This is a genomic window from Chitinivorax sp. PXF-14 (assembly GCF_040812015.1).
Classification (GTDB): domain Bacteria; phylum Pseudomonadota; class Gammaproteobacteria; order Burkholderiales; family SCOH01; genus JBFNXJ01.
In genome coordinates this window covers 149,976-168,963 of record NZ_JBFNXJ010000009.1, presented here as the reverse complement: position 1 = coordinate 168,963, position 18,988 = coordinate 149,976, and the positions used below count along the sequence as shown (strand labels likewise).

General features: G+C 59.5%; 19 protein-coding genes and 1 tRNA gene. 18 read left to right on the top strand and 2 right to left on the bottom strand.

The window, feature by feature from the left end:
• Positions 1-86: 86 nt before the first annotated feature.
• The 9 genes from ABWL39_RS12710 (at position 87) to ABWL39_RS12670 (ending at position 9,651) form a co-directional block, all read left to right on the top strand.
• Positions 87-2,117 (top strand): cytochrome c biogenesis protein ResB, encoded by a 2,031-nt coding sequence (locus ABWL39_RS12710; RefSeq protein ID WP_367791503.1) that lies wholly within the window; start codon positions 87-89, stop codon positions 2,115-2,117.
• A 3-nt stretch (positions 2,118-2,120) separates the two neighbouring features.
• Complete coding sequence (gene ccsB / locus ABWL39_RS12705) at positions 2,121-3,422, top strand: c-type cytochrome biogenesis protein CcsB (RefSeq protein WP_367791500.1); 1,302 nt, start codon at positions 2,121-2,123, stop codon at positions 3,420-3,422.
• Positions 3,423-3,734: 312 nt separating this feature from the next.
• Entirely contained in the window at positions 3,735-4,055 is a 321-nt protein-coding gene (locus ABWL39_RS12700) for a c-type cytochrome (RefSeq protein ID WP_367791497.1), read from the top strand.
• 206 nt (positions 4,056-4,261) lie between these two features.
• On the top strand, positions 4,262-4,675 hold the full coding sequence (dksA, locus tag ABWL39_RS12695; RefSeq protein ID WP_367791494.1) for an RNA polymerase-binding protein DksA: 414 nt from the start codon (positions 4,262-4,264) through the stop codon (positions 4,673-4,675).
• A 47-nt stretch (positions 4,676-4,722) separates the two neighbouring features.
• Positions 4,723-5,166 carry a Fur family transcriptional regulator gene (locus ABWL39_RS12690; RefSeq protein ID WP_367791490.1) on the top strand — a complete coding sequence of 148 codons (444 nt, stop codon included), beginning with the start codon at positions 4,723-4,725 and terminating at the stop codon, positions 5,164-5,166.
• Positions 5,167-5,480: 314 nt separating this feature from the next.
• The gene (locus ABWL39_RS12685) at positions 5,481-6,665 is read left to right on the top strand and encodes an STAS domain-containing protein (protein WP_367791487.1); all 1,185 of its coding nucleotides are present in this window, start codon (positions 5,481-5,483) and stop codon (positions 6,663-6,665) included.
• Between the two features lie 85 nt (positions 6,666-6,750).
• On the top strand, positions 6,751-7,287 hold the full coding sequence (gene hslV / locus ABWL39_RS12680; protein ID WP_367791484.1) for an ATP-dependent protease subunit HslV: 537 nt from the start codon (positions 6,751-6,753) through the stop codon (positions 7,285-7,287).
• A 187-nt stretch (positions 7,288-7,474) separates the two neighbouring features.
• Positions 7,475-8,818: an ATP-dependent protease ATPase subunit HslU gene (gene hslU / locus ABWL39_RS12675; protein ID WP_367791481.1), complete on the top strand. Its 1,344-nt coding sequence runs from the start codon at positions 7,475-7,477 to the stop codon at positions 8,816-8,818.
• A gap of 89 nt (positions 8,819-8,907) precedes the next feature.
• On the top strand, positions 8,908-9,651 hold the full coding sequence (locus ABWL39_RS12670) for a hypothetical protein (RefSeq protein WP_367791479.1): 744 nt from the start codon (positions 8,908-8,910) through the stop codon (positions 9,649-9,651).
• 99 nt (positions 9,652-9,750) lie between these two features.
• Here ABWL39_RS12670 and ABWL39_RS12665 read toward each other — a convergent pair.
• Together ABWL39_RS12665 and ABWL39_RS12660 are read right to left on the bottom strand one after the other, a co-directional pair.
• Positions 9,751-9,827: transfer RNA gene (locus ABWL39_RS12665), tRNA-Met, on the bottom strand.
• A gap of 66 nt (positions 9,828-9,893) precedes the next feature.
• On the bottom strand, positions 9,894-11,045 hold the full coding sequence (locus tag ABWL39_RS12660) for a class I SAM-dependent methyltransferase (protein WP_367791476.1): 1,152 nt from the start codon (positions 11,043-11,045) through the stop codon (positions 9,894-9,896).
• 151 nt (positions 11,046-11,196) lie between these two features.
• Here ABWL39_RS12660 and ABWL39_RS12655 point away from each other — a divergent pair, with 151 nt between their 5' ends.
• From ABWL39_RS12655 to rfbD, 9 genes are all read left to right on the top strand, one after another.
• Entirely contained in the window at positions 11,197-11,937 is a 741-nt protein-coding gene (locus ABWL39_RS12655) for a pteridine reductase (protein ID WP_367791545.1), read from the top strand.
• A 137-nt stretch (positions 11,938-12,074) separates the two neighbouring features.
• Positions 12,075-13,016, top strand: coding sequence for a tRNA 2-thiocytidine(32) synthetase TtcA (gene ttcA, locus ABWL39_RS12650; RefSeq protein ID WP_367791473.1), 942 nt, complete (start codon positions 12,075-12,077; stop codon positions 13,014-13,016).
• Positions 13,016-13,804 carry a polyamine aminopropyltransferase gene (locus tag ABWL39_RS12645; protein WP_367791470.1) on the top strand — a complete coding sequence of 263 codons (789 nt, stop codon included), beginning with the start codon at positions 13,016-13,018 and terminating at the stop codon, positions 13,802-13,804. The genes ttcA and ABWL39_RS12645 overlap by 1 nt, the downstream gene beginning before the upstream one ends.
• Positions 13,805-13,885: 81 nt before the next feature.
• A complete protein-coding gene (locus tag ABWL39_RS12640) occupies positions 13,886-14,386 on the top strand; it encodes an RNA pyrophosphohydrolase (protein WP_367791467.1) in 501 nt (166 codons plus the stop codon).
• 30 nt (positions 14,387-14,416) lie between these two features.
• Positions 14,417-15,448, top strand: a complete 1,032-nt coding sequence (locus ABWL39_RS12635) for an SDR family oxidoreductase (protein WP_367791464.1) — start codon at positions 14,417-14,419, stop codon at positions 15,446-15,448.
• A 29-nt stretch (positions 15,449-15,477) separates the two neighbouring features.
• Positions 15,478-16,533: a dTDP-glucose 4,6-dehydratase gene (gene rfbB, locus ABWL39_RS12630; protein ID WP_367791461.1), complete on the top strand. Its 1,056-nt coding sequence runs from the start codon at positions 15,478-15,480 to the stop codon at positions 16,531-16,533.
• A gap of 35 nt (positions 16,534-16,568) precedes the next feature.
• Positions 16,569-17,444, top strand: coding sequence for a glucose-1-phosphate thymidylyltransferase RfbA (gene rfbA / locus ABWL39_RS12625; protein ID WP_367791456.1), 876 nt, complete (start codon positions 16,569-16,571; stop codon positions 17,442-17,444).
• Positions 17,444-17,989: a dTDP-4-dehydrorhamnose 3,5-epimerase gene (rfbC, locus tag ABWL39_RS12620; RefSeq protein WP_367791454.1), complete on the top strand. Its 546-nt coding sequence runs from the start codon at positions 17,444-17,446 to the stop codon at positions 17,987-17,989. Before rfbA ends, rfbC begins: the two co-directional genes overlap by 1 nt.
• On the top strand, positions 17,986-18,891 hold the full coding sequence (gene rfbD / locus ABWL39_RS12615) for a dTDP-4-dehydrorhamnose reductase (RefSeq protein ID WP_367791451.1): 906 nt from the start codon (positions 17,986-17,988) through the stop codon (positions 18,889-18,891). Before rfbC ends, rfbD begins: the two co-directional genes overlap by 4 nt.
• Positions 18,892-18,988: the final 97 nt, after the last annotated feature.

The window sequence follows — 18,988 nt, the reverse complement described above, 5'->3', positions numbered from 1 at the left end:
AATGCAACCTTTTAGGATCTGTGCTGTCGTAGCGGCAGCCTGGCCTACCCCATCTCTCCACAAACCGCTCACTCTGGAAAACCGCCTTGCGCCGTACGACGTTCACCCGCGCACTATATGATCTGCTGAGTTCGATGCGATTTGCCGTCACATTGCTGACGGTGATTGCCATGGCTTCGGTCATTGGTACCGTGCTCAAGCAGAACGAACCTTATCCCTCGTATGCAATTGAGTTCGGGCAATACTGGTTCAAGATTTTCGAGTGGCTGGGGCTGTTCGACGTCTATCACTCAGTCTGGTTCCTGACGATCCTGCTGTTCCTGGTGGTTTCCACCTCCCTGTGTATCTACCGCAATTTGCCGGGCATGCTGAGGGATATGCGCAGTTTTCGTGAGCACGCCAGCGAGCGGTCGCTGCGGGCGTTTTCGCATCAGGGCGAGTTTGTTTCTGCCCTGCCGATGCCGATGCTGGTCGATCACCTGACCGCCTACCTTTCTGCCAAGGGGTATCGCGCCAAGGTTAACGCACACCAGAGTGGCGATGTGTTGATCGCGGCCAAGGCCGGCAGCCTGCAGAAGCTGGGCTACTTTTTCGCCCACTCTGCCGTCGTGATGATTTGCATCGGTGGGCTGCTCGATGGCAACGTGCCATTCAAGCTTCAGCAAATGCTGGGTTGGAAGCAGGCCGAGACGCGAGATGTCCCGCAGAGCCAGATTCCGGCAAAGAGCAGGCTGTCGGCGGGAAATCTGTCTTTCCGAGGCAACGTCACGGTGCCAACCGGCGGCGACGCCGATGTAATCTTTATCAACGTCGGCGACGGTTACATGGTCCAGGAGTTACCGTTTGTCCTGACGCTCAAGCAGTTCCATATCGAGCATTATTCGACCGGCCAGCCCAAGCTGTTTGCCAGCGATATCGAAGTGACCGACAAGGCGACGGGTGAAAAGGTCGCTGCAACGGTCAAGGTCAATCACCCGCTGGTTTTCAAGGGGGCGGCAATTTATCAGGCCAGCTTCGGTGATGGCGGCTCCAAGCTGGAATTGGCTCAATGGGATTTGCTGGGCAAGGGAGTGAACGCCAAGCCATTTACCGCTCGCTCGCAAATGAGCGTGCCGTTCCCGGTCGGCGGCAAGCCCTTTACCCTGGAGTTCGGTGATTTCCGCCTGTTCAATATCGAAAATTTTGGTTCTGCAGACAAAGCGGCTTCTGGTACGAAGGGGGTGATGCAGAACGCGATGCAGGTCACGTCGGAAAAGAACCTGCATAACATCGGGCCGAGCATTACCTTCAAGCTCCGTGATGCCCAGGGTCAGGCCATCGAATACCAGAACTACATGCAGCCGGTGCAGATCGATGGCGGACGCTATTTCCTCTCGGGTATGCGCGGGGCGCCCAACGAGCCCTTCCAGTACCTGCGCATTCCGGCGGACGAGGAGGGCTCCCTGGCGGGCTATATGCGGCTGAAATCGTTGCTGACCGACAAAGCGGGCTTCAAGCATCTGGTCGATGTGGCGACGAAAAGTGCGATGAAGGACCAACACGTTAGCGACGCCTATCGTGCACAATTCAGGCAGAGTGCCGAGTGGGTGCTGGAGCGCTTCAGTAGCGGCGGGTTTAACGCACTCGACAGCTTCCTGAAGGCGCGCGTGCCTGCTGACAAGCGCGAAATGGTCGCTCGAACCTATTTGCGCATTCTTCAGGGGGTGGCGGTAGAGGCATGGCAGCTATCCCGAAAGGACGCCGGGTTGGCGCCGGTGGAGGTGACGCCTGAGCGCTTCCGTTTCGTCGTCGATAGCCTGGTTGCGCTGAGTACTAGTTTTGACTACGGTGCGCCTATCTATCTGCAGATGACGGGCTTCGACGAGGTCAAGGCCAGCGGATTTCAGATCACCCGTGCGCCGGGCAAGAATATCGTCTACCTGGGCTCGATTCTGCTGGTGCTGGGCGTGTTCGCCATGTTCTACATCCGCGAACGACGGGTATTCTTCCTGGTGAAATCGGGTGGTGTATTGCTGGCGATGTCGGCCAATCGCAAGCAGGCTGAATTCGAGCGTGAGTTTGCGCAGGTCAAGACGGATATTCACGCAGTGGTCAGTAACAGGGCCGTAGAGGGGTAAGAAATGGAACTCGCGCAACAATATCGTGAGCCCGGGCTTGTCGCCCGCCTGAGTTGGCTCGATTGGCTGTTTGCCGCCATCCTGGTGTTCGCGGCGGGCGTGGCCTATGTGCGATACGGCTCGTACATGGATGGCTACGAGCAGGGCATCCTGGTGCTTGCAGTGGCGGGGCTTAGTGGCCTCGGCTGGTTCTGGAAGCCCATCCGGCTCTTGCTGCCCGTGTGCGGCGGGCTGGCGCTGTTGGCCATGCAGCAGTATGGCGGGGTATTGGCGCAGTCGAATACCGCCTTCCTGCTGAAGTTCCTTATTGCCAGCCAGCCGGCCATCATGTGGATGTGCGCGCTGTTCTTTCTTGCGACGGGTGCGTATTGGCTGGCGCTGCTGACGCGCTCTGATTTCGCTGGGCGCACGGCTACCGGCCTGACATGGGCCGCGGTGGTCATGGGGCTGACTGGCATGCTGGTACGCTGGTACGAGAGTTATCTGATCGGGTCCGACGTCGGCCATATTCCGGTATCGAATCTGTACGAAGTGTTTGTGCTGTTCTGCCTGATTACCGCGCTGATGTACCTGTACTATGAAGGCGGCTACCGCTCTCGCCAGTTGGGCGCGTTTGTGCTGCTGGTCATCTCGGCGGCTGTGGGTTTCTTGCTGTGGTATACCTTCGACCGCCAGGCGCACGAAATCCAGCCGCTCATCCCGGCCTTGCAATCGTGGTGGATGAAGTTGCATGTGCCGGCAAACTTTGTCGGTTATGGTTCGTTCTCGCTCTCGGCCATGCTTGGCATCGCGTACCTGCTGGCCGCCGGCGACAACCAGTATGCGAAACGATTCTGGCTGGCCGCTGCGTCATTCGGTGTAGCGGGGGTGTTGTTGCACACGCTGCTGGCGCCGCATGTGCCGAATTCCATTTATTGGGGTAATGCCGCGCTGACGGTTGCCGTGCTCCTGGCCGTCGCGGCCAATCGGGGCGGGATGGCGCGTTTCCTGCCTGCGCCATCGCTGATCGAAGAGGTGATGTACAAGGCTATCGCCATCGGTTTTGCCTTTTTCACGATTGCGACAATTCTTGGCGCCATGTGGGCGGCTGATGCGTGGGGCGGTTACTGGTCGTGGGATCCAAAGGAAACCTGGGCACTGATCGTATGGCTCAATTACGCAGCATGGCTGCACATGCGCTTGGTGAAGGGGTTGCGTGGTGCGGTGCTGGCCTGGTGGGGGGTGATCGGCTTGTTTGTCACGACATTCGCTTTCCTGGGGGTCAATATGTGGCTGTCTGGCCTGCACTCCTATGGCACGCTTTGAGCTTCTTTGGATTACCGGATGATGAAAAGGCCGCGGAAGCGGCCTTTTTGACTTGATGGGCTTGCCTGTGGCGCGGCGACAACTCCATCCATGATCGCTGGATATTGTCGAGATCACGTAATGTGGACTACGGCTTCAGATGGGCGAAATACCGGCACGGGATGGCTGCTTTAGGTGTCCTGTGCGAGCTGGCGCCCGACTGTATTTGCGGTCGATTGCGATGTAAAGTGCTTGGCCAAGAGATGCTGTCGTTTGCAACGGCCGCAATGTTGGCTAAGATTGCCTTGTTCAAAACCACCATATGGAGTTGAGATGAAAGCCCGTGTTGCCTTCCTGCTTGCAGCAACTGTCCTTGCCGCCTCCAGCCAAGCCTTTGCGGCCTCTGATCCGAAAGCGCTGGCGCAGAAGTACAACTGTCTTACCTGTCACTCCGTCGACAAGAAAGTTGTAGGCCCCGCCTACAAGGATGTCGCGGCCAAATACAAGGGCGACAAAGGCGCCGAGGCCAAATTGATGGCCAAGGTCAAGGCCGGTGGCGCTGGTGTCTGGGGGCAGGTACCCATGCCGCCAAATGCAGCCGTCCCGGATGCCGATCTGAAGGTTCTGGTGCAGTGGGTGTTGAGCCAGAAATAGGTCGTAATCCAGGCTGGGCCTAGCGTTCAGTCAACCGACGAGCGGAGGCGATGCGGCTGCGAAAGGTAAATTTTCCGCAGCCGCAACTGTCATATACTTATTGCACATTGCTAGATTCATCGGCTAATCTTTCCGACCGCCGACTACAGGCGGCGATACCGCAACCGCAGGCGTCGCCATTGAGTAATAACCGGATGCGTGAAACCATGGCTAAGATGCTGACAGAACAAGATATTCTCAATGATACGAGCGGCGAATACATGACGCCCGAGCATCTTGAGTTCTTCAAGCGCAAGCTCCTCCAAATGAAGGAGGAGTTGATCAACAACGCAACCGCAACCAGCCAGCACTTGCAGGAACAGGAAGCTACTCCCGACCCCGCTGACCGCGCTACGCTGGAAGAAGAATACGCGCTCGAACTACGTACGCGTGACCGCGAACGCAAGCTGCTGCAGAAAATCGGGCAGGCAATTACCCGTATCGAAAACAATGACTACGGGTACTGTGAAGATACGGGCGAGCCAATCGGCTTGGCACGGCTCGTTGCCCGTCCGACCGCAACACTGAGCATTGAGGCGCAAGAACGCCGCGAGCGCTTGAAGAAGCAATACGCAGACTGATCCCCTTTGTCGCCCGCGCTCACGATTGTCGGCGCGGGTGGCTCACCATGTTCCCTCCTGTGTCGATCAATCCCCTTGAGTTTTCTGCTCGGGCGGAATCCCTCATTCGTCAGACCGGCCAGCGCCTGACCGAGCCGCGTTTGCGTGTCTTGAGCCTGTTGCTTGGTGCGCCGTCTGCCCTGTCTCACAACGAAATAGAAGAAGGGCTCACAGCGGAACAACCGTTCGACCGTGTCACCTTGTATCGCGTGCTGGATTGGCTGGTCGAATACCGCTTGGCCCACAAGATTGCAGGTGACGACCGGGTTTGGCGCTTCAACGCAGAAATCGCGTCTGCACCGCATCATCATGCCCACTTCAAGTGTGCGCGCTGCCACAAGGTGTTCTGCCTAGAGGATGTGCATCCTGCGCTCAAGATTGATCTGCCCTCGGGGTATCTGCCCGAGGAGATCGAGGTGACCGTCAAGGGTGTCTGCGCCAACTGTCGGTAATGGGCGAAACCGGTGCCCGGTGGTGGCTGGCGTTGTGCTCTGATATTGCTCGCGGCGCTACTTTGGTGGATTTATTCCCAATGAGCTCAACGCATGCCCTGTCTCGGGGAATCTTTCATCCGAAAATAGTTCTATATTTTGTGTTCGCGTGATGTGGTGGAGTGCATAAGCGTGTCGGCAGCCCGTGTTTAGGGCTGTCGCCGCTGAGGTACTATCGCGTACAATGCAGCTAATACCGTTTGTCGGTCTTTCGGCTGTGCTGATCGGATCGTCGGGCGGGTCATCACCTAACAATTTCGGGGCGAGCAGTAGCAGTGGTATTTTCCTTCTTCAAGAAAAAAGACCAGACAGATGAACTGCCTGTAGAGCGAAGCTACAAGCAGCCTGCTGGTATGGAGCCTGTGCCGGCAACGGCAGCAGGGGACGAAGAAGACCATTTGCTCGACAGTAATACCCTGGGTACCGGCCTGATCGAGGTGAACGAGGCCGCCGAAGGGATGGACCCGGTGGTAGAGGAGGCGGCCATCCTGTTTGCCAGCGAACAGGCGCACATGGCCATCGAGCTTCTCGAGGCCTACCTGTCCGACCATGCCGCCAGTGGTGGCGATGAGTCCTGGCTGTCCTTGTTCGAGCTCTACCAGCAAACGGGCGCGCGAACGCTGTTCGATGAGCTGGCAATCAAGTATGTCGTGCGCTTCGAATGCACCGCACCCATATGGCAAGAAACGCAGGCTGCCGCAGTACAGAATCCGCAAAGTACCGCCCGCAGCAATTATTTTGCTTTTGCCGGCCCTGTGGCGGTGGACAGCCCGCGTATCGCCGAGCTGAACGGACTGGCGAAGTGTGGCGGCAAGATTCGCCTCGATTTCGGAAAGTTCGAGGCACTGGAGCCTGAGGCCGCGCAACTGTTGATGTTGGCGATGCAGGCTTGCCGCAAGGGCAAGTCGCCGTTACAGTTGGTCGGCGGCAATATCCTGACGGACTGGCTGGCCGCCCATATTGAGATGATGCGCAAAGTCGACGCAGAAATGCCTTACTGGCTGCTGTTGATGGAGCTCCATCAACAGCAAGGGCAACTCGAGGCGTTCGAAAACCTGGCGGTTGATTACGCGGTGACCTACGAGGTATCACCCCCCTCGTGGGAGTCGATCGATAGCCAGTCATCGATGACCTTGAGCGATGCGGAAGACGAGCCTGCCGCCGGCAGCGAGCTCCCCGCCCGGACGGATGTACTGTCGTTGCAGGGCGCGATTACCGACAAGAATGCAGGCCAGCTTCAGGCGATTACTGACTATTCCCAGTGTCATCACAGTGTGGTCATCGATGCGTCTCGGCTTGCCCGGGTCGACTTCATTTCGGCGGGCAATCTGCTCAACGTGCTGATGCCCATCGTCTCTGCAGGCAAGCCAGTGGTGTTCGATCAGGTCAACATCCTGATCCACACTTTGTTCCGCATCATGGGTATTACCGATCTCGCGACGGTCAAGCGCAAGAAATAAGCATTGCGGGCTTGCAAAAGCCCGGCCACCCCCCATTTCCTTACAATCTGTCCGCAGTATGCGGTGATTTGCGAGGAATTTTTCCATGCAGCAATTTGACGGCACAACGATCGTTTCGGTTCGTCGTGGCAATCTGGTCGCGCTGGGCGGCGACGGCCAAGTCACGCTAGGCAATATCGTCATCAAGTCCAGCGCACGCAAGGTGCGCCGCCTCTATCACGGCAAGGTGCTGGCGGGGTTTGCCGGCGGTACCGCCGATGCGTTTACCTTGTTTGAACGTTTCGAAGCAAAGCTCGAAAAGCATCAGGGCCATCTGGTGCGCAGTGCGGTCGAGCTCGCCAAGGATTGGCGGACGGATCGCATGCTGCGCCGGCTCGAGGCGATGCTGATTGTAGCGGATAGCGAGTCCACCTTGGTCATCACCGGCAACGGCGACGTCCTCGATCCCGAGCAGGGGATTGCGGCCATTGGTAGCGGGGGTGCATTTGCCCAGGCTGCCGCCCGGGCGCTGTTCGAAAATACTGACCTGCCTCCCGCCGAGATCGTCAAAAAAGCGCTGACCATCGCCGGTGATATCTGTATTTACACCAACCATAATCACGTGATCGAAACGCTCGAATAGGCGCTTTCAGTTTTCGCCCTGTTGGCGAGGTCACGTCCATGGCTTCTCACCGGATGGGTAGATGCGCCGGCCCGTCGCGGGACGCTGATCCCATGACTACGAGGGCTCCGTGCAGTCCGGTGGCACACGATCACCAAGGCGTTCAACCAGCCGGACGACATTCCCGGCTTGTTTTGGAAAGATGAATATGACCCAAATGACACCCCAGGAAATCGTCCACGAGCTGGACAAACACATTATCGGCCAGCAGGAGGCCAAGAAGGCTGTGGCGATTGCGCTGCGCAACCGCTGGCGCCGTCAGCAGGTTGCTGACCCGCTGCGTCAGGAGATTACCCCGAAGAACATCCTCATGATCGGCCCGACAGGGGTCGGCAAAACCGAGATAGCGCGTCGCCTGGCCAAGCTGGCCGATGCCCCGTTCATCAAGGTTGAGGCCACCAAGTTTACTGAGGTGGGTTATGTCGGGCGTGATGTCGATTCCATCGTCCGCGACCTGATCGAGATCGCCATCAAGCAGACCCGCGAAACCGAGGCTCGCAAGGTGCGACCGCGTGCCGAGGATGCGGCAGAGGAAAGGGTGCTCGATGCGTTGTTGCCGCCCGCGCGCAGCTTCGGTTTTGGTGATGGCCAGGCCGCCGATACGGGGGGCGACGATAGCGCGACGCGTCAGAAATTCCGCAAGATGCTGCGCGAGGGTAAGCTCGACGATAAAGAGATCGAGATCGAAATGGCGCTGCCGCAGGCGAGCATGGAGATCTTTGCACCGCCAGGCATGGAGGAGCTAACCAGCCAGATCCAGGGCATGTTCCAGAACATGGGCAACCCGCGGAAGAAACAGCGTAAGCTCAAAATCGCTGAGGCGATGAAGCTGTTGATGGATGAGGAGGCTCTCAAGCTCGTCAACGAGGAAGAGATCAAAACACGTGCGCTGCAGAATGTGGAGCAGAACGGCATCGTCTTTCTCGACGAGATCGACAAGATCACCAGCCGTTCCGAATCGCAGGGCTCGGATGTCTCGCGCCAGGGGGTGCAGCGGGACCTGCTGCCGCTGGTCGAGGGCACCACGATCTCGACCAAGTACGGCATGATCAAGACGGATCATGTTCTGTTCATTGCTAGCGGCGCCTTCCACCTCTCCAAACCGTCCGATCTGATCCCCGAGTTGCAGGGGCGATTCCCGATCCGGGTCGAGTTGAATTCGCTGTCGGTCGATGACTTCGAGCAGATACTGACAGGGACCGACGCGTGCCTGACTAGGCAGTACGAGGCATTGCTGGCAACCGAAGGGATTCAGCTGGATTTTACGCAGGACGCGATCCATCGCCTCGCCGAGATTTCATTCGCGGTCAATGAGAAGACGGAGAATATCGGGGCCAGACGCCTCTACACGGTGATCGAAAAGTTGCTGGAGCAGGTGTCGTTCGATGCCGGGAGCCATATCAATGGGCAAGTGACCATCGATGCCCGGTATGTCGACGAGCGTTTGGGGGTATTGTCGCAGAGCGAGGATTTGGCACGTTACGTGCTGTAAATGCCGACACGGCAGACGTAGGGCGGGGTCCGCCAAGCAATTCTGGTGGTGCGGGGCGGACGGAGTAGAATGTTGTCATGACAAGGTTTATGACGCATGCCATCTCGACCGGCGCTACGAGCAATTGGTGCGCCAGCGTGCGCGGCCCAATCATCGGGCGTGGGCTGGTCGTCTGCCTGGGGTTGTCGTTTGCCTGGCTTCAGGGATGCACCAGCGGGCCGCCTGCACACCCGGGGCCCACGGCACCAGCGGAGAACGAGATCAAGCCAAGCTATACGGCGCCTGTTCAACATCAGCAGGCACATGGGCCGCTTCAGTTGTTTGGCCAGTTCAACGAGCCGCCAGCGGTCGTGATGCCGCGTCTGATGGGGCGCCTGAAGGCAAATCCCGCATATCGCCGAGTGCGTCAAAGTGGGCCGGGGGAGATCAGTCTCCAGTTCTTGCCAGCCAATCCCACGCAATACGTCGACTGTGGCGTAATCGAAGTGCCCGCACCAAACGGCGGGGTAACCCGCTTCTCCGGTGCAAGCCCACGAGAAAGCTATCAGGCCATGCTCAAGGGCAGGGCTTATGGTGTTGAGCGCAAGTTAGCCTTGCAGGCTGATGCGACAATTACGGTCGCTGCACGGGGCGCCACAGCCAGTGGCGTTTCGGTGTCGGTTCGCTATGGTCTTACCAGAGAGCAGGTCGCCACCAGCGCGGGGGATGCCCCCATCCGTGTGCGTGACCAGTTGATCTTTACCTCTAAACAGGGGGCGGCATTTGCACGTGCTCCGACTAAGTGTGTCTCCAGTGGTGTGCTGGAGTCGGAGCTGCTGAACTTGGTCAAATGAGGTCGACTCGATTGAGTGCCTGTGGCCCTGTGGTGACGATGTCTCGAGTCTTAAAACGAAAACGGGGTTAGCTTGCGCTAACCCCGTTTCTTTTAATACTGGTGGCGAATCAGGGACTCGAACCCCGGACCTGCGGATTATGATTCCGTCGCTCTAACCAACTGAGCTAATTCGCCGTTGAGCCGCGCATTATACGGATATTCTTCCGGCTGTCAAACCCCCGCACGATTTTTTCGTGCCGTCTACAAGGCGCGGCTTCGATCACCTGTCGCGAAGCCTTGAAGTGCGGCGTCGAAGCCTTTGCTGAAGGCGATGACCTTGAACAGCTCTCCCATCTCTGCTGGGCTCAGCAGCTTCTGGGTCGCACTGGCGAGTGGCAGGTAGGTATGAATATCGTCGGGGTCGTAAGCCTGCAGCAACTCGGTGATGCCGGCATTCAGCAGAAAGCTGGCTTGCGTGGTGTAGCCCAGCAGATCCAGCCCGCCGGCAATGGCTGCGTCAGTGACGGCGCTGAAGTCGACATGGACGGTGATGTCCTGCAAGCCTGGCAGGAATAGGGCGTCGCCATGGGCATGATGGCGATAGTGGCACATCAACGTGCCCTGGTTGCGTTGCGGGTGGTAGTACTCGGTTTTGCCAAAACCGTAATCGATCAGCAGGATCAGGCCCTGCTGCAGCTGCGTGGCCAGTGTTGCCATGAAGCCGCGATTGGCGAGGCTGATCTCGGTGGTGTAAGGGGTGTGGATATTCAGCTCCATGCAGCGCTCCAGCAGCATGCCGGGCTCAATCGGGTGGTCTTCCAGTGCCAGCGTGCCATCGCGGTCGACCACGCCACGTTCGCTCCAACGCTGGCCGTCGAATTGCACCAGATGGGCCGGCATGGCATCGAGCACTTCGTTTCCCAGCACGATGCCGGTAAAGCCGTTGGGGGTGGCATCCAGCCATTCGACATGCGTGAGCAGGTGCCGTGCATCGCGTTGCAGGGTCTGCCACTGGCGTTCGCACAGCTCTGCCGACAGGTCGAGTATGTAGTAGCGTTCCGGCAGCTGGCCAAGTTGCTCCAGCTCCAGCAGGATGTCGCGTGCCAGTTTGCCGCTGCCGGCGCCGAATTCGAGGATGTTGGGTGAGGTGTGCCCGAACGCCTGGGCAAGTTGTCGGGCCAGTGTGCGGCCGAACAGAGGCGTCATCTCGGGGGCCGTGGTGAAGTCACCTGTGCCGCCAAATTTCGCGCTGCCGCCACTGTAGTAGCCGAGCCCCGGGGCATACAGGGCGGCCTCCATGTAGTCGGCGAACGAGAGCCATCCCTGTTGGTGCGTGATGCGCTGGCGGATGTGGTCGACGAGGCGTTGGCTATGTAACAGCGCGGCTTCCGATGGCGTGGGGAGTGCGGACATGATTTTCTGGGCGTGCGGAGTGGTCGGATGGCTTGCGTCAATCAGGCGATTGGCCGGGGTGCGGCGTGGGCCGGCTAGTGTGCTACAGTGGTTGCAATTGTTGGCCGGCATGGCCAAACGTGGCTTGGCGTCGAGTGTAGGGGAGAACAGCGTGCAAGGCAAAGTGGTCTTGGTCACCGGTGGGGCAAAGCGTGTAGGGGCTGCCATCTGTCGTCGGCTGCATGCTGCCGGGGCGAATCTGATGATTCACTATCGCAGCTCGGGCGGCGAGGCGCGAGCCTTGATGGCCGAGCTCAATCTGCAGCGGGCCAACTCGGTTGCGATCGTGCAGGGCGACCTGCTCAACGTGGCGGGCTTGCCGGCGCTGGTGGCGCAGGTGGTGGGGTCGTTCGGCCGGCTGGATGGGCTGGTGAACAATGCCTCCAGTTTTTTTCCGACCCCCGTCGGCGACATTACCGAACGGCAGTGGGATGACCTGATCGGCTCCAACGTCAAGGCACCGCTGTTTCTGTCGCAGGCGGCGGCGGGTGAGTTGCGCAAGACGCACGGTGCCATCGTCAATATCGTCGACATTCATGCCGAGCGGCCGATGAAAGGGCATGCTGTCTACAACATCGCCAAGGCCGGGCTTGCGGGCATGACGCGCTCGCTGGCGCGCGAGCTGGCGCCTGAGATTCGGGTCAATGGCGTGGCGCCAGGGGCCAACATCTGGCCTGAGGGCGATTCGGTATTCGACGAGGTGACTCGGCAGCGGATACTGCACACCATTCCGCTGCGCCGGGCGGGCGAGCCCGACGACATCGCGCGCACCGTCAAATTCCTGCTGGACGATTCCCCCTATATCACGGGCCAGATTATTGCCGTGGATGGCGGGCGTTCGATAAACCTGTAAAATATAAGGCAATTTGCATTCAGATGGCGGGGCGGCAACGCCCCGTTTGATATTGTTGCTCCCGGCGCGGCATATGGGCTTGCCGCGACGGTGGGGCGGGGCGGTTCCGCGAGGAATGGCCCGGATGGGATGGTTTGATGGAAACGATGGAACAAGCGGTTAAGACCGAAGCCGAGCGCAAGGCTGAATACAATGCCAACAAGCTGAGCAAGCGGCTGCGCCACGCGGTGGGCGAGGCGATCAACGACTTCAACATGATCGAGCAGGGCGATCGCATCATGGTGTGCCTGTCAGGCGGCAAGGACAGCTATACCATGCTCGACGTTCTGCTCAACCTGCAAAAACACGCGCCGATCGATTTCGAGATCATCGCGGTCAATCTCGACCAGAAGCAGCCCGGGTTCCCCGAGCATGTGCTGCCTGACTATCTGACCTCGATTGGCGTGCCTTTCCATATCATCGAAGAAGATACCTACAGTATCGTCAAACGGGTGATCCCCGAGGGCAAGACCACCTGCAGCCTGTGTTCGCGCCTGCGACGCGGTGTGCTGTACCGGGTGGCCGAGGAACTGGGCGCCACCAAGATTGCCTTGGGGCACCATCGCGACGATATCCTGGAAACGCTATTCCTCAACATGTTTCATGGCGGAAAGCTCAAGGCGATGCCGCCCAAGCTGATTTCCGACGATGGCAAGCATGTCGTGATCCGGCCGCTGGCCTACTGCCGCGAGAAAGACATCGTGCGCTACAGCGAGATGCGCCAGTTCCCGATCATCCCTTGCAATCTGTGTGGTTCACAGCCCAATCTGCAGCGCCAGGTGGTGGGGGAGATGCTGCAGGACTGGGACAAGCGCTTCCCTGGCCGGCTGGAAACCATGTTCTCGGCACTGCGCGACGTCGTACCGTCGCATCTGGCTGACCCGCGCCATTATGATTTTCGCGGGTTGCAGCCGACCGGTGTGGCGAACCCGGATGGCGACAAGGCGTTCGATCGCGAGCGTTTCGACGACATGCCGCCGGCGATGGCAGCGGTGGCCTTCCCCAATATCCTCGCCAGCAAAGCACGCCCCACCGAATAATGCGATTATTTGGCGCCAAGCGTATCCACAAGGCGAAGCTGGGGGATATTCAGGTCGACGTGAGCGAGGAGAAGGGGGTTCGTTCCCTGCACCTTGGCTCGGCGACTGTGCAGAGCTCGATGAAGGTATCCGCGCCGACCGAGCTGGTGCTTGAGTACACGCGCTGCATGATGGGGTTTCTGCTGTTCTGCCCCGATCCTGACGCTATGCTGATGATCGGGCTCGGTGGTGGCTCGACCGCCAAGTGGGCGCATCACCATTTGCCCGACACCCACGTGACGGTGGTCGAGATCAATCCGCAGGTGATCCAGATAGCACGGTCCCTATTCTTTGTGCCTGAAGACGATGCCCGTCTCGAAGTGCGGCTGGGTGACGGGGCGGAATACGTGGCTGGGCGTGAGGCGATGGCGGACGTCATCCAGGTGGATGGCTACGATGGCGTGGCCGTGGTGGAGCAGCTCAACAGCGAATCGTTTTACCAGCATTGTTTCGACGCGTTGACCGCCAATGGCGTGCTGGTGGTCAATCTGTGGGGGAACGACAAGCATTTCGATGCTTATTTGCAGCGTATCGAGCGTGTGTTCAATGGCGCCGTTGCGTGTCTGCCCGCGATGACCAAGGGCAATATCACCGTGTTCGGCTTCAAGCGCAGCCAGAATAGCCCCAAGTGGAGCGAGCTCAAGGAGCGGGCGAGGGAGCTAGAGGCCGAGTATGGGCTGGAATTCCCCGTGTTCGTCAGCCAGTTGATGAAGCGCAACCTGCATACCGATAAGCGCCTGCTTATTTAGCCCCCCGTGGCACGGGGCGTGCTTTCCATCCCCCCCGAAATGTGGAAAAATCGTGTCAACTCTACATTTTGGTGAATTACCATGCTCGACAAGGATGGCTATCGGCCAAATGTCGGCATCATTTTGTGTAACGCAAAAAATCAGGTTTTTTGGGGCAAACGGATACGCGAACATTCCTGGCAGTTCCCGCAAGGGGGGATCAAATCCGGTGAGACGCCTGAACAGGCGATGTACCGTGAACTGATGGAAGAGGTGGGGCTTGAGCCTCACCATGTTCGCATTCTCGGCCGCACCCGAGACTGGCTGCGTTACAACGTGCCGACCAACTGGATTCGCCGCGAATGGCGGGGTAGCTACAAGGGGCAAAAGCAGATCTGGTTTTTGCTGCGCCTGGTTGGGCGCGACTGCGATGTCAGTCTGCGCCGTACCCATCACCCCGAATTCGACGCCTGGCGCTGGAACGAGTATTGGTCCCCGCTGGAATCGGTCATCGAGTTCAAACGCGATGTCTATGCACAGGCATTGAGGGAACTCGAGCGCTTCCTGCGTGCCGATGCGCCGTCGCGCGCCCGTCCGCGCTAGCCCCTAATATTCTTCTGATCCTCTTTTCCGATGACTCCATACGACCACCTGTGCACCGATTTACAGGCCTCTCCGCGAACCTGGCTGGTGACGGGGGCGGCGGGGTTCATCGGCTCGAATCTTGTCGAAAGCCTGCTGAAGCTCGACCAGCGCGTTGTCGGCCTGGATAACTTTGCCACCGGCCACAAGCACAATCTGGCGCAGGTGCAGGGGCTGGTGAGCGATGCGCAATGGCAGCGATTCCGCTTCATCGAGAGGGATATCCGGGTGCTGGCCGATTGCCAGGCCGCCTGTGCCGGGGTCGATTTCGTTCTGCATCAAGCTGCACTCGGCTCGGTGCCTCGCTCGCTGGAGGATCCGATCACCAGCAACGCGGCCAACATCACCGGTTTTCTCAACATGCTGGTTGCTGCGCGCGATGCCGGCGTAAAGCGCTTTGTGTACGCCGGGTCGAGCTCGACCTATGGCGATCATCCGGCCTTGCCCAAGGTGGAGTCCGTGATCGGCAAGCCCTTGTCGCCGTATGCGGTCACCAAGTATGTGAACGAGCTGTACGCCGATGTGTTTGCCCGCAGTTACGGTATCGAGGTGGCCGGCCTGCGCTACTTCAATGTGTTCGGCCCGCGACAGGACCCCAACGGCGCTTATGCTGCGGTGATTCCCAAGTGGCTGTCGGCGATGATTCGCCGGGAACCGGTACAGGTGAATGGTGATGGTGAGACGACACGTGACTTCTGTTATATCGCCAATGTCGTTCAGGCCAACTTGCTGGCGGCAACCGCGTCGGGAGGGGCGGCCAACGAGGTCTATAATGTAGCCGTTGGCGGTAGGACCAGCCTCAACCAGCTGCTGGAACAGATGCGTAGCGTATTGCTGGTGCGTTTTCCGCATCTGCAGGACTTTCAACCGCAATACCGCGATTTCCGTGCGGGTGATGTGAGGCACTCCCAGGCCGATATCTCGAAGGCTGAGCGTTTGCTCGGCTATCGGCCCAGCCATACGATCGAGCAAGGGTTGGCCGAAGCCATTGACTGGTATGTCGCGTCGCTTGACCGCTCCTGAGCTTTTCAATCTCTTAGAGCAATCGACTCATGATTATTGTGACTGGCGGCGCCGGCTTCATCGGCTCCAACTTCGTTCTCGACTGGCTGGCTAAGCACGACGAGCCCGTGCTCACGCTCGACAAGCTGACTTACGCTGGCAACCTGGACAACCTGCGCTCGCTCGAGGGCGACGCGCGGCACACCTTCGTGCATGGCGATATCGGTGATCGCGAGCTCGTCGCGCGTTTGCTGGCCGAACATCGGCCGCGTGTGATCATCAACTTCGCGGCGGAAAGCCATGTGGACCGTTCTATTCTCGGCCCTGGCGAATTCATCCAGACCAATGTGGTCGGCACCTTCAACCTGCTCGAAGCGGTACGCGCTTACTGGAGCGGCTTGCCCGATGCCGAACGTGGTGCCTTCCGCTTCCTGCACGTGTCGACCGACGAGGTCTATGGCTCGCTCGAAGCCGGCGATGCACCGTTCGCCGAGACCCACCAGTACCAGCCCAACAGCCCCTATTCGGCATCCAAGGCGGCGTCCGATCACTTGGTCCGGGCGTATCTGCATACCTATGGCGTGCCGGTGCTGACCACCAATTGCTCGAACAACTACGGCCCTTACCATTTTCCTGAGAAATTGATCCCACTGATCATTCTTAATGCGCTCAATGGCAAGCCGCTGCCGATTTACGGCGATGGTCTCAATATCCGCGACTGGCTTTATGTCGGCGACCATTGCGCCGCCATCCGCCGTGTCGTGGAGGCCGGCGTGGTCGGCGAGACCTACAATGTCGGCGGCTGGAACGAAAAGACCAATATCGACGTCGTCCGGGCCATCTGCGGCATTCTCGATGAGCTCAAGCCACGTGCTGACGGCCGGCCCTATGCGGAGCAGATCACCTTCGTCAAGGATCGCCCCGGCCATGATCGTCGCTATGCGATCGACGCGCGCAAGCTCGAGCGCGAGCTGGGCTGGCGCCCGGCGGAGACGTTCGATACAGGTATCCGCAAGACCGTGCAGTGGTATCTGGATCATCCCGAATGGATTGCCAATGTGACGAGCGGTGCCTATCGCGAGTGGGTCACGCAGCAGTACGGTTGAGCGTTTCAATACAATAATCAGAGTCCAGAGGGCATATGAAGGGCATCATTCTTGCAGGAGGGTCCGGCACCCGCCTCTACCCGGTCACGCAGGCGGTATCGAAGCAGCTGCTGCCGATCTACGACAAGCCGATGATTTACTACCCGCTGTCGACGCTGATGCTCGCGGGTATCCGCGATATCCTGCTGATCTCGACGCCGCAGGACACGCCGCGTTTCACGCAGTTGCTGGGCGATGGCAGCCAGTGGGGGCTGAATCTGCAATACGCGGTGCAGCCGTCGCCCGATGGTCTGGCGCAGGCCTTCATCATTGGCGAGCCGTTCGTCGGCGATGACACGAGCGCGCTGGTGCTGGGCGACAATATTTTCTATGGGCACGACCTGGCCTCCGATCTTCAGCACGCCGCCGCGCAAGACAGCGGTGCGACGGTGTTTGCCTACCCGGTGAACGATCCCGAGCGCTATGGCGTGGTCGAGTTCGATGCCAGTGGCCGCGCGGTCAGCCTGGAAGAGAAGCCGAAGCAGCCGAAATCGCGCTATGCCGTGACAGGGCTTTATTTCTACGACCGGCAGGTGATCGAGATCGCCAAGTCGATCAAGCCCTCTGCCCGTGGCGAGCTCGAGATCACTGACGTGAACAACTGCTATCTGGCTCAGGGGCAACTCAATGTCGTCACCATGGGGCGCGGCCATGCATGGCTGGATACGGGCACCCATGAGTCCCTGCTTGAGGCCAGCCTGTTCATCGAGACCATTGAAAAGCGTCAGGGCTTGAAGATTGCCTGCCCTGAGGAAATCGCCTATCGCATGGGCTACGTCGATGCGGCCCAGGTGCAGAAACTGGCTGCGCCGCTGGCAAAAACAGGGTATGGCCAGTATCTGCTGAACATGCTGGAAGAACGGGTGTTCTGATGCAACTGATCGAGACGGCGATTGCCGACGTCAAGGTAATCGAGCCCAAGATATTTGGCGACGCGCGCGGTTTCTTCTACGAGAGCTTCAACGAGAAGCGCCTGGCCGCGGTGGCCGGCGTCACCGAGCGTTTCGTGCAGGACAATCATTCCAAGTCATCTCGCGGCGTGTTGCGCGGCTTGCATTACCAGTTGCAGCACGCGCAGGGGAAGCTGGTCCGGGTCGTGGCCGGCGAGGTGCTTGATGTCGCCGTCGACATCCGCAAGGGCTCGCCGACCTTCGGCCGCCATGTCTCGCAGCGGCTGTCGGCCGACAACAAGCTGATGATGTGGGTGCCGGCCGGTTTTGCCCATGGCTTTGTCGTGCTGTCCGAGACGGCCGAGTTCCTGTACAAGACGACCGACTACTGGTACCCGGAACACGAGCGATCGATCGCCTGGAATGATCCTGATCTCGCGATCGACTGGCAGTTCGAGGGTGTGCCGGCCTTGTCCGCGAAGGATCAGGCTGCCACGCCGTTTGCCCTGGCCGAGGTGTACCCGTGACGCGCCCGGTGATCCTGCTGACCGGCCGTGGCGGCCAGGTCGGCTGGGAGCTCGAGCGCAGCCTGGCGCCGCTCGGCGACGTGGTGGCGCTTGCCCGTGGAGCACTCGACCTGTCCGATGTGGCGCAGATACGCGAGGTGGTGCGGGCGGTTAAACCGGCTCTGATCGTCAATCCGGCGGCCTACACGGCGGTGGACAAGGCCGAGAGCGATGCCGATCTGGCTCATGCCATCAACGCCATCGCACCGGCCGTGCTGGCGGAAGAGGCGAAACGCCTGGGCGCGGCGCTGATCCACTATTCGACCGACTATGTCTTCGACGGCGGCAAGGCCGCACCCTATCTCGAAACCGATAAGCCGAATCCGCTGAATGTCTACGGGGCATCGAAGCTCGCCGGCGAGGCCGCGTTGGCGGCATCGGGCATCGATTACCTGTGTTTCCGCACGAGCTGGGTCTATGGCGCGCGCGGGGGCAATTTCATGCGCACCATCCTGAGACTGGCGCAGGAGCGCGACGAATTGAAGATCGTCGCGGATCAGGTCGGTGCGCCGACCTGGAGCCGCATGATCTCCGATGCCACCGCCGCGGTGCTGGCGCAGCGCTGGCTGCCAGCGGGTGGGCGGCTCGTCGAGGTGTCTGGCTTGTATCACCTGACCGCTGCCGGCGAGACCAGCTGGCACGGATTTGCACAGGCCGTCCTCGATGAGGTCGCCGGGCTACCCGAGTGGGCCGGGCGGAAGCTGGCCCGCGTGTTGCCGATTCCTACGTCCGGCTACCCGCTGCCGGCGCCGAGGTCTCCCTATTCCGTGCTGTCGAACGACAAATTGCAGGCGACGTTTGGTTTGAGCCTGCCCGACTGGCGGGTGTCGCTTAAGCAGGTCATCGCATCCTTGTCTGCCTGAATTCGTTGCCGGGAGTGGTGGAATCTTCCGAATATGGCTACAGTGCAGGAAAAGGGGCTGTTCGGCACCGCCTTCATGTTTGTCTGTTGATGTATTT

Excerpts from the sequence above, each read along its gene's own strand:
- ccsB (WP_367791500.1), top strand. The coding sequence starts at position 2,121 with ATGGAACTCGCGCAACAATATCGTGAGCCCGGGCTTGTCGCCCGCCTG.
- ABWL39_RS12700 (WP_367791497.1), top strand. The coding sequence starts at position 3,735 with ATGAAAGCCCGTGTTGCCTTCCTGCTTGCAGCAACTGTCCTTGCCGCC.
- dksA (WP_367791494.1), top strand. The coding sequence starts at position 4,262 with ATGGCTAAGATGCTGACAGAACAAGATATTCTCAATGATACGAGCGGC.
- ABWL39_RS12690 (WP_367791490.1), top strand. The coding sequence starts at position 4,723 with ATGTTCCCTCCTGTGTCGATCAATCCCCTTGAGTTTTCTGCTCGGGCG.
- hslV (WP_367791484.1), top strand. The coding sequence starts at position 6,751 with ATGCAGCAATTTGACGGCACAACGATCGTTTCGGTTCGTCGTGGCAAT.
- hslU (WP_367791481.1), top strand. The coding sequence starts at position 7,475 with ATGACCCAAATGACACCCCAGGAAATCGTCCACGAGCTGGACAAACAC.
- ABWL39_RS12670 (WP_367791479.1), top strand. The coding sequence starts at position 8,908 with ATGACGCATGCCATCTCGACCGGCGCTACGAGCAATTGGTGCGCCAGC.
- ABWL39_RS12660 (WP_367791476.1), bottom strand. The coding sequence starts at position 11,045 with ATGTCCGCACTCCCCACGCCATCGGAAGCCGCGCTGTTACATAGCCAA.
- ttcA (WP_367791473.1), top strand. The coding sequence starts at position 12,075 with ATGGAAACGATGGAACAAGCGGTTAAGACCGAAGCCGAGCGCAAGGCT.
- ABWL39_RS12645 (WP_367791470.1), top strand. The coding sequence starts at position 13,016 with ATGCGATTATTTGGCGCCAAGCGTATCCACAAGGCGAAGCTGGGGGAT.
- ABWL39_RS12640 (WP_367791467.1), top strand. The coding sequence starts at position 13,886 with ATGCTCGACAAGGATGGCTATCGGCCAAATGTCGGCATCATTTTGTGT.
- ABWL39_RS12635 (WP_367791464.1), top strand. The coding sequence starts at position 14,417 with ATGACTCCATACGACCACCTGTGCACCGATTTACAGGCCTCTCCGCGA.
- rfbB (WP_367791461.1), top strand. The coding sequence starts at position 15,478 with ATGATTATTGTGACTGGCGGCGCCGGCTTCATCGGCTCCAACTTCGTT.
- rfbA (WP_367791456.1), top strand. The coding sequence starts at position 16,569 with ATGAAGGGCATCATTCTTGCAGGAGGGTCCGGCACCCGCCTCTACCCG.
- rfbC (WP_367791454.1), top strand. The coding sequence starts at position 17,444 with ATGCAACTGATCGAGACGGCGATTGCCGACGTCAAGGTAATCGAGCCC.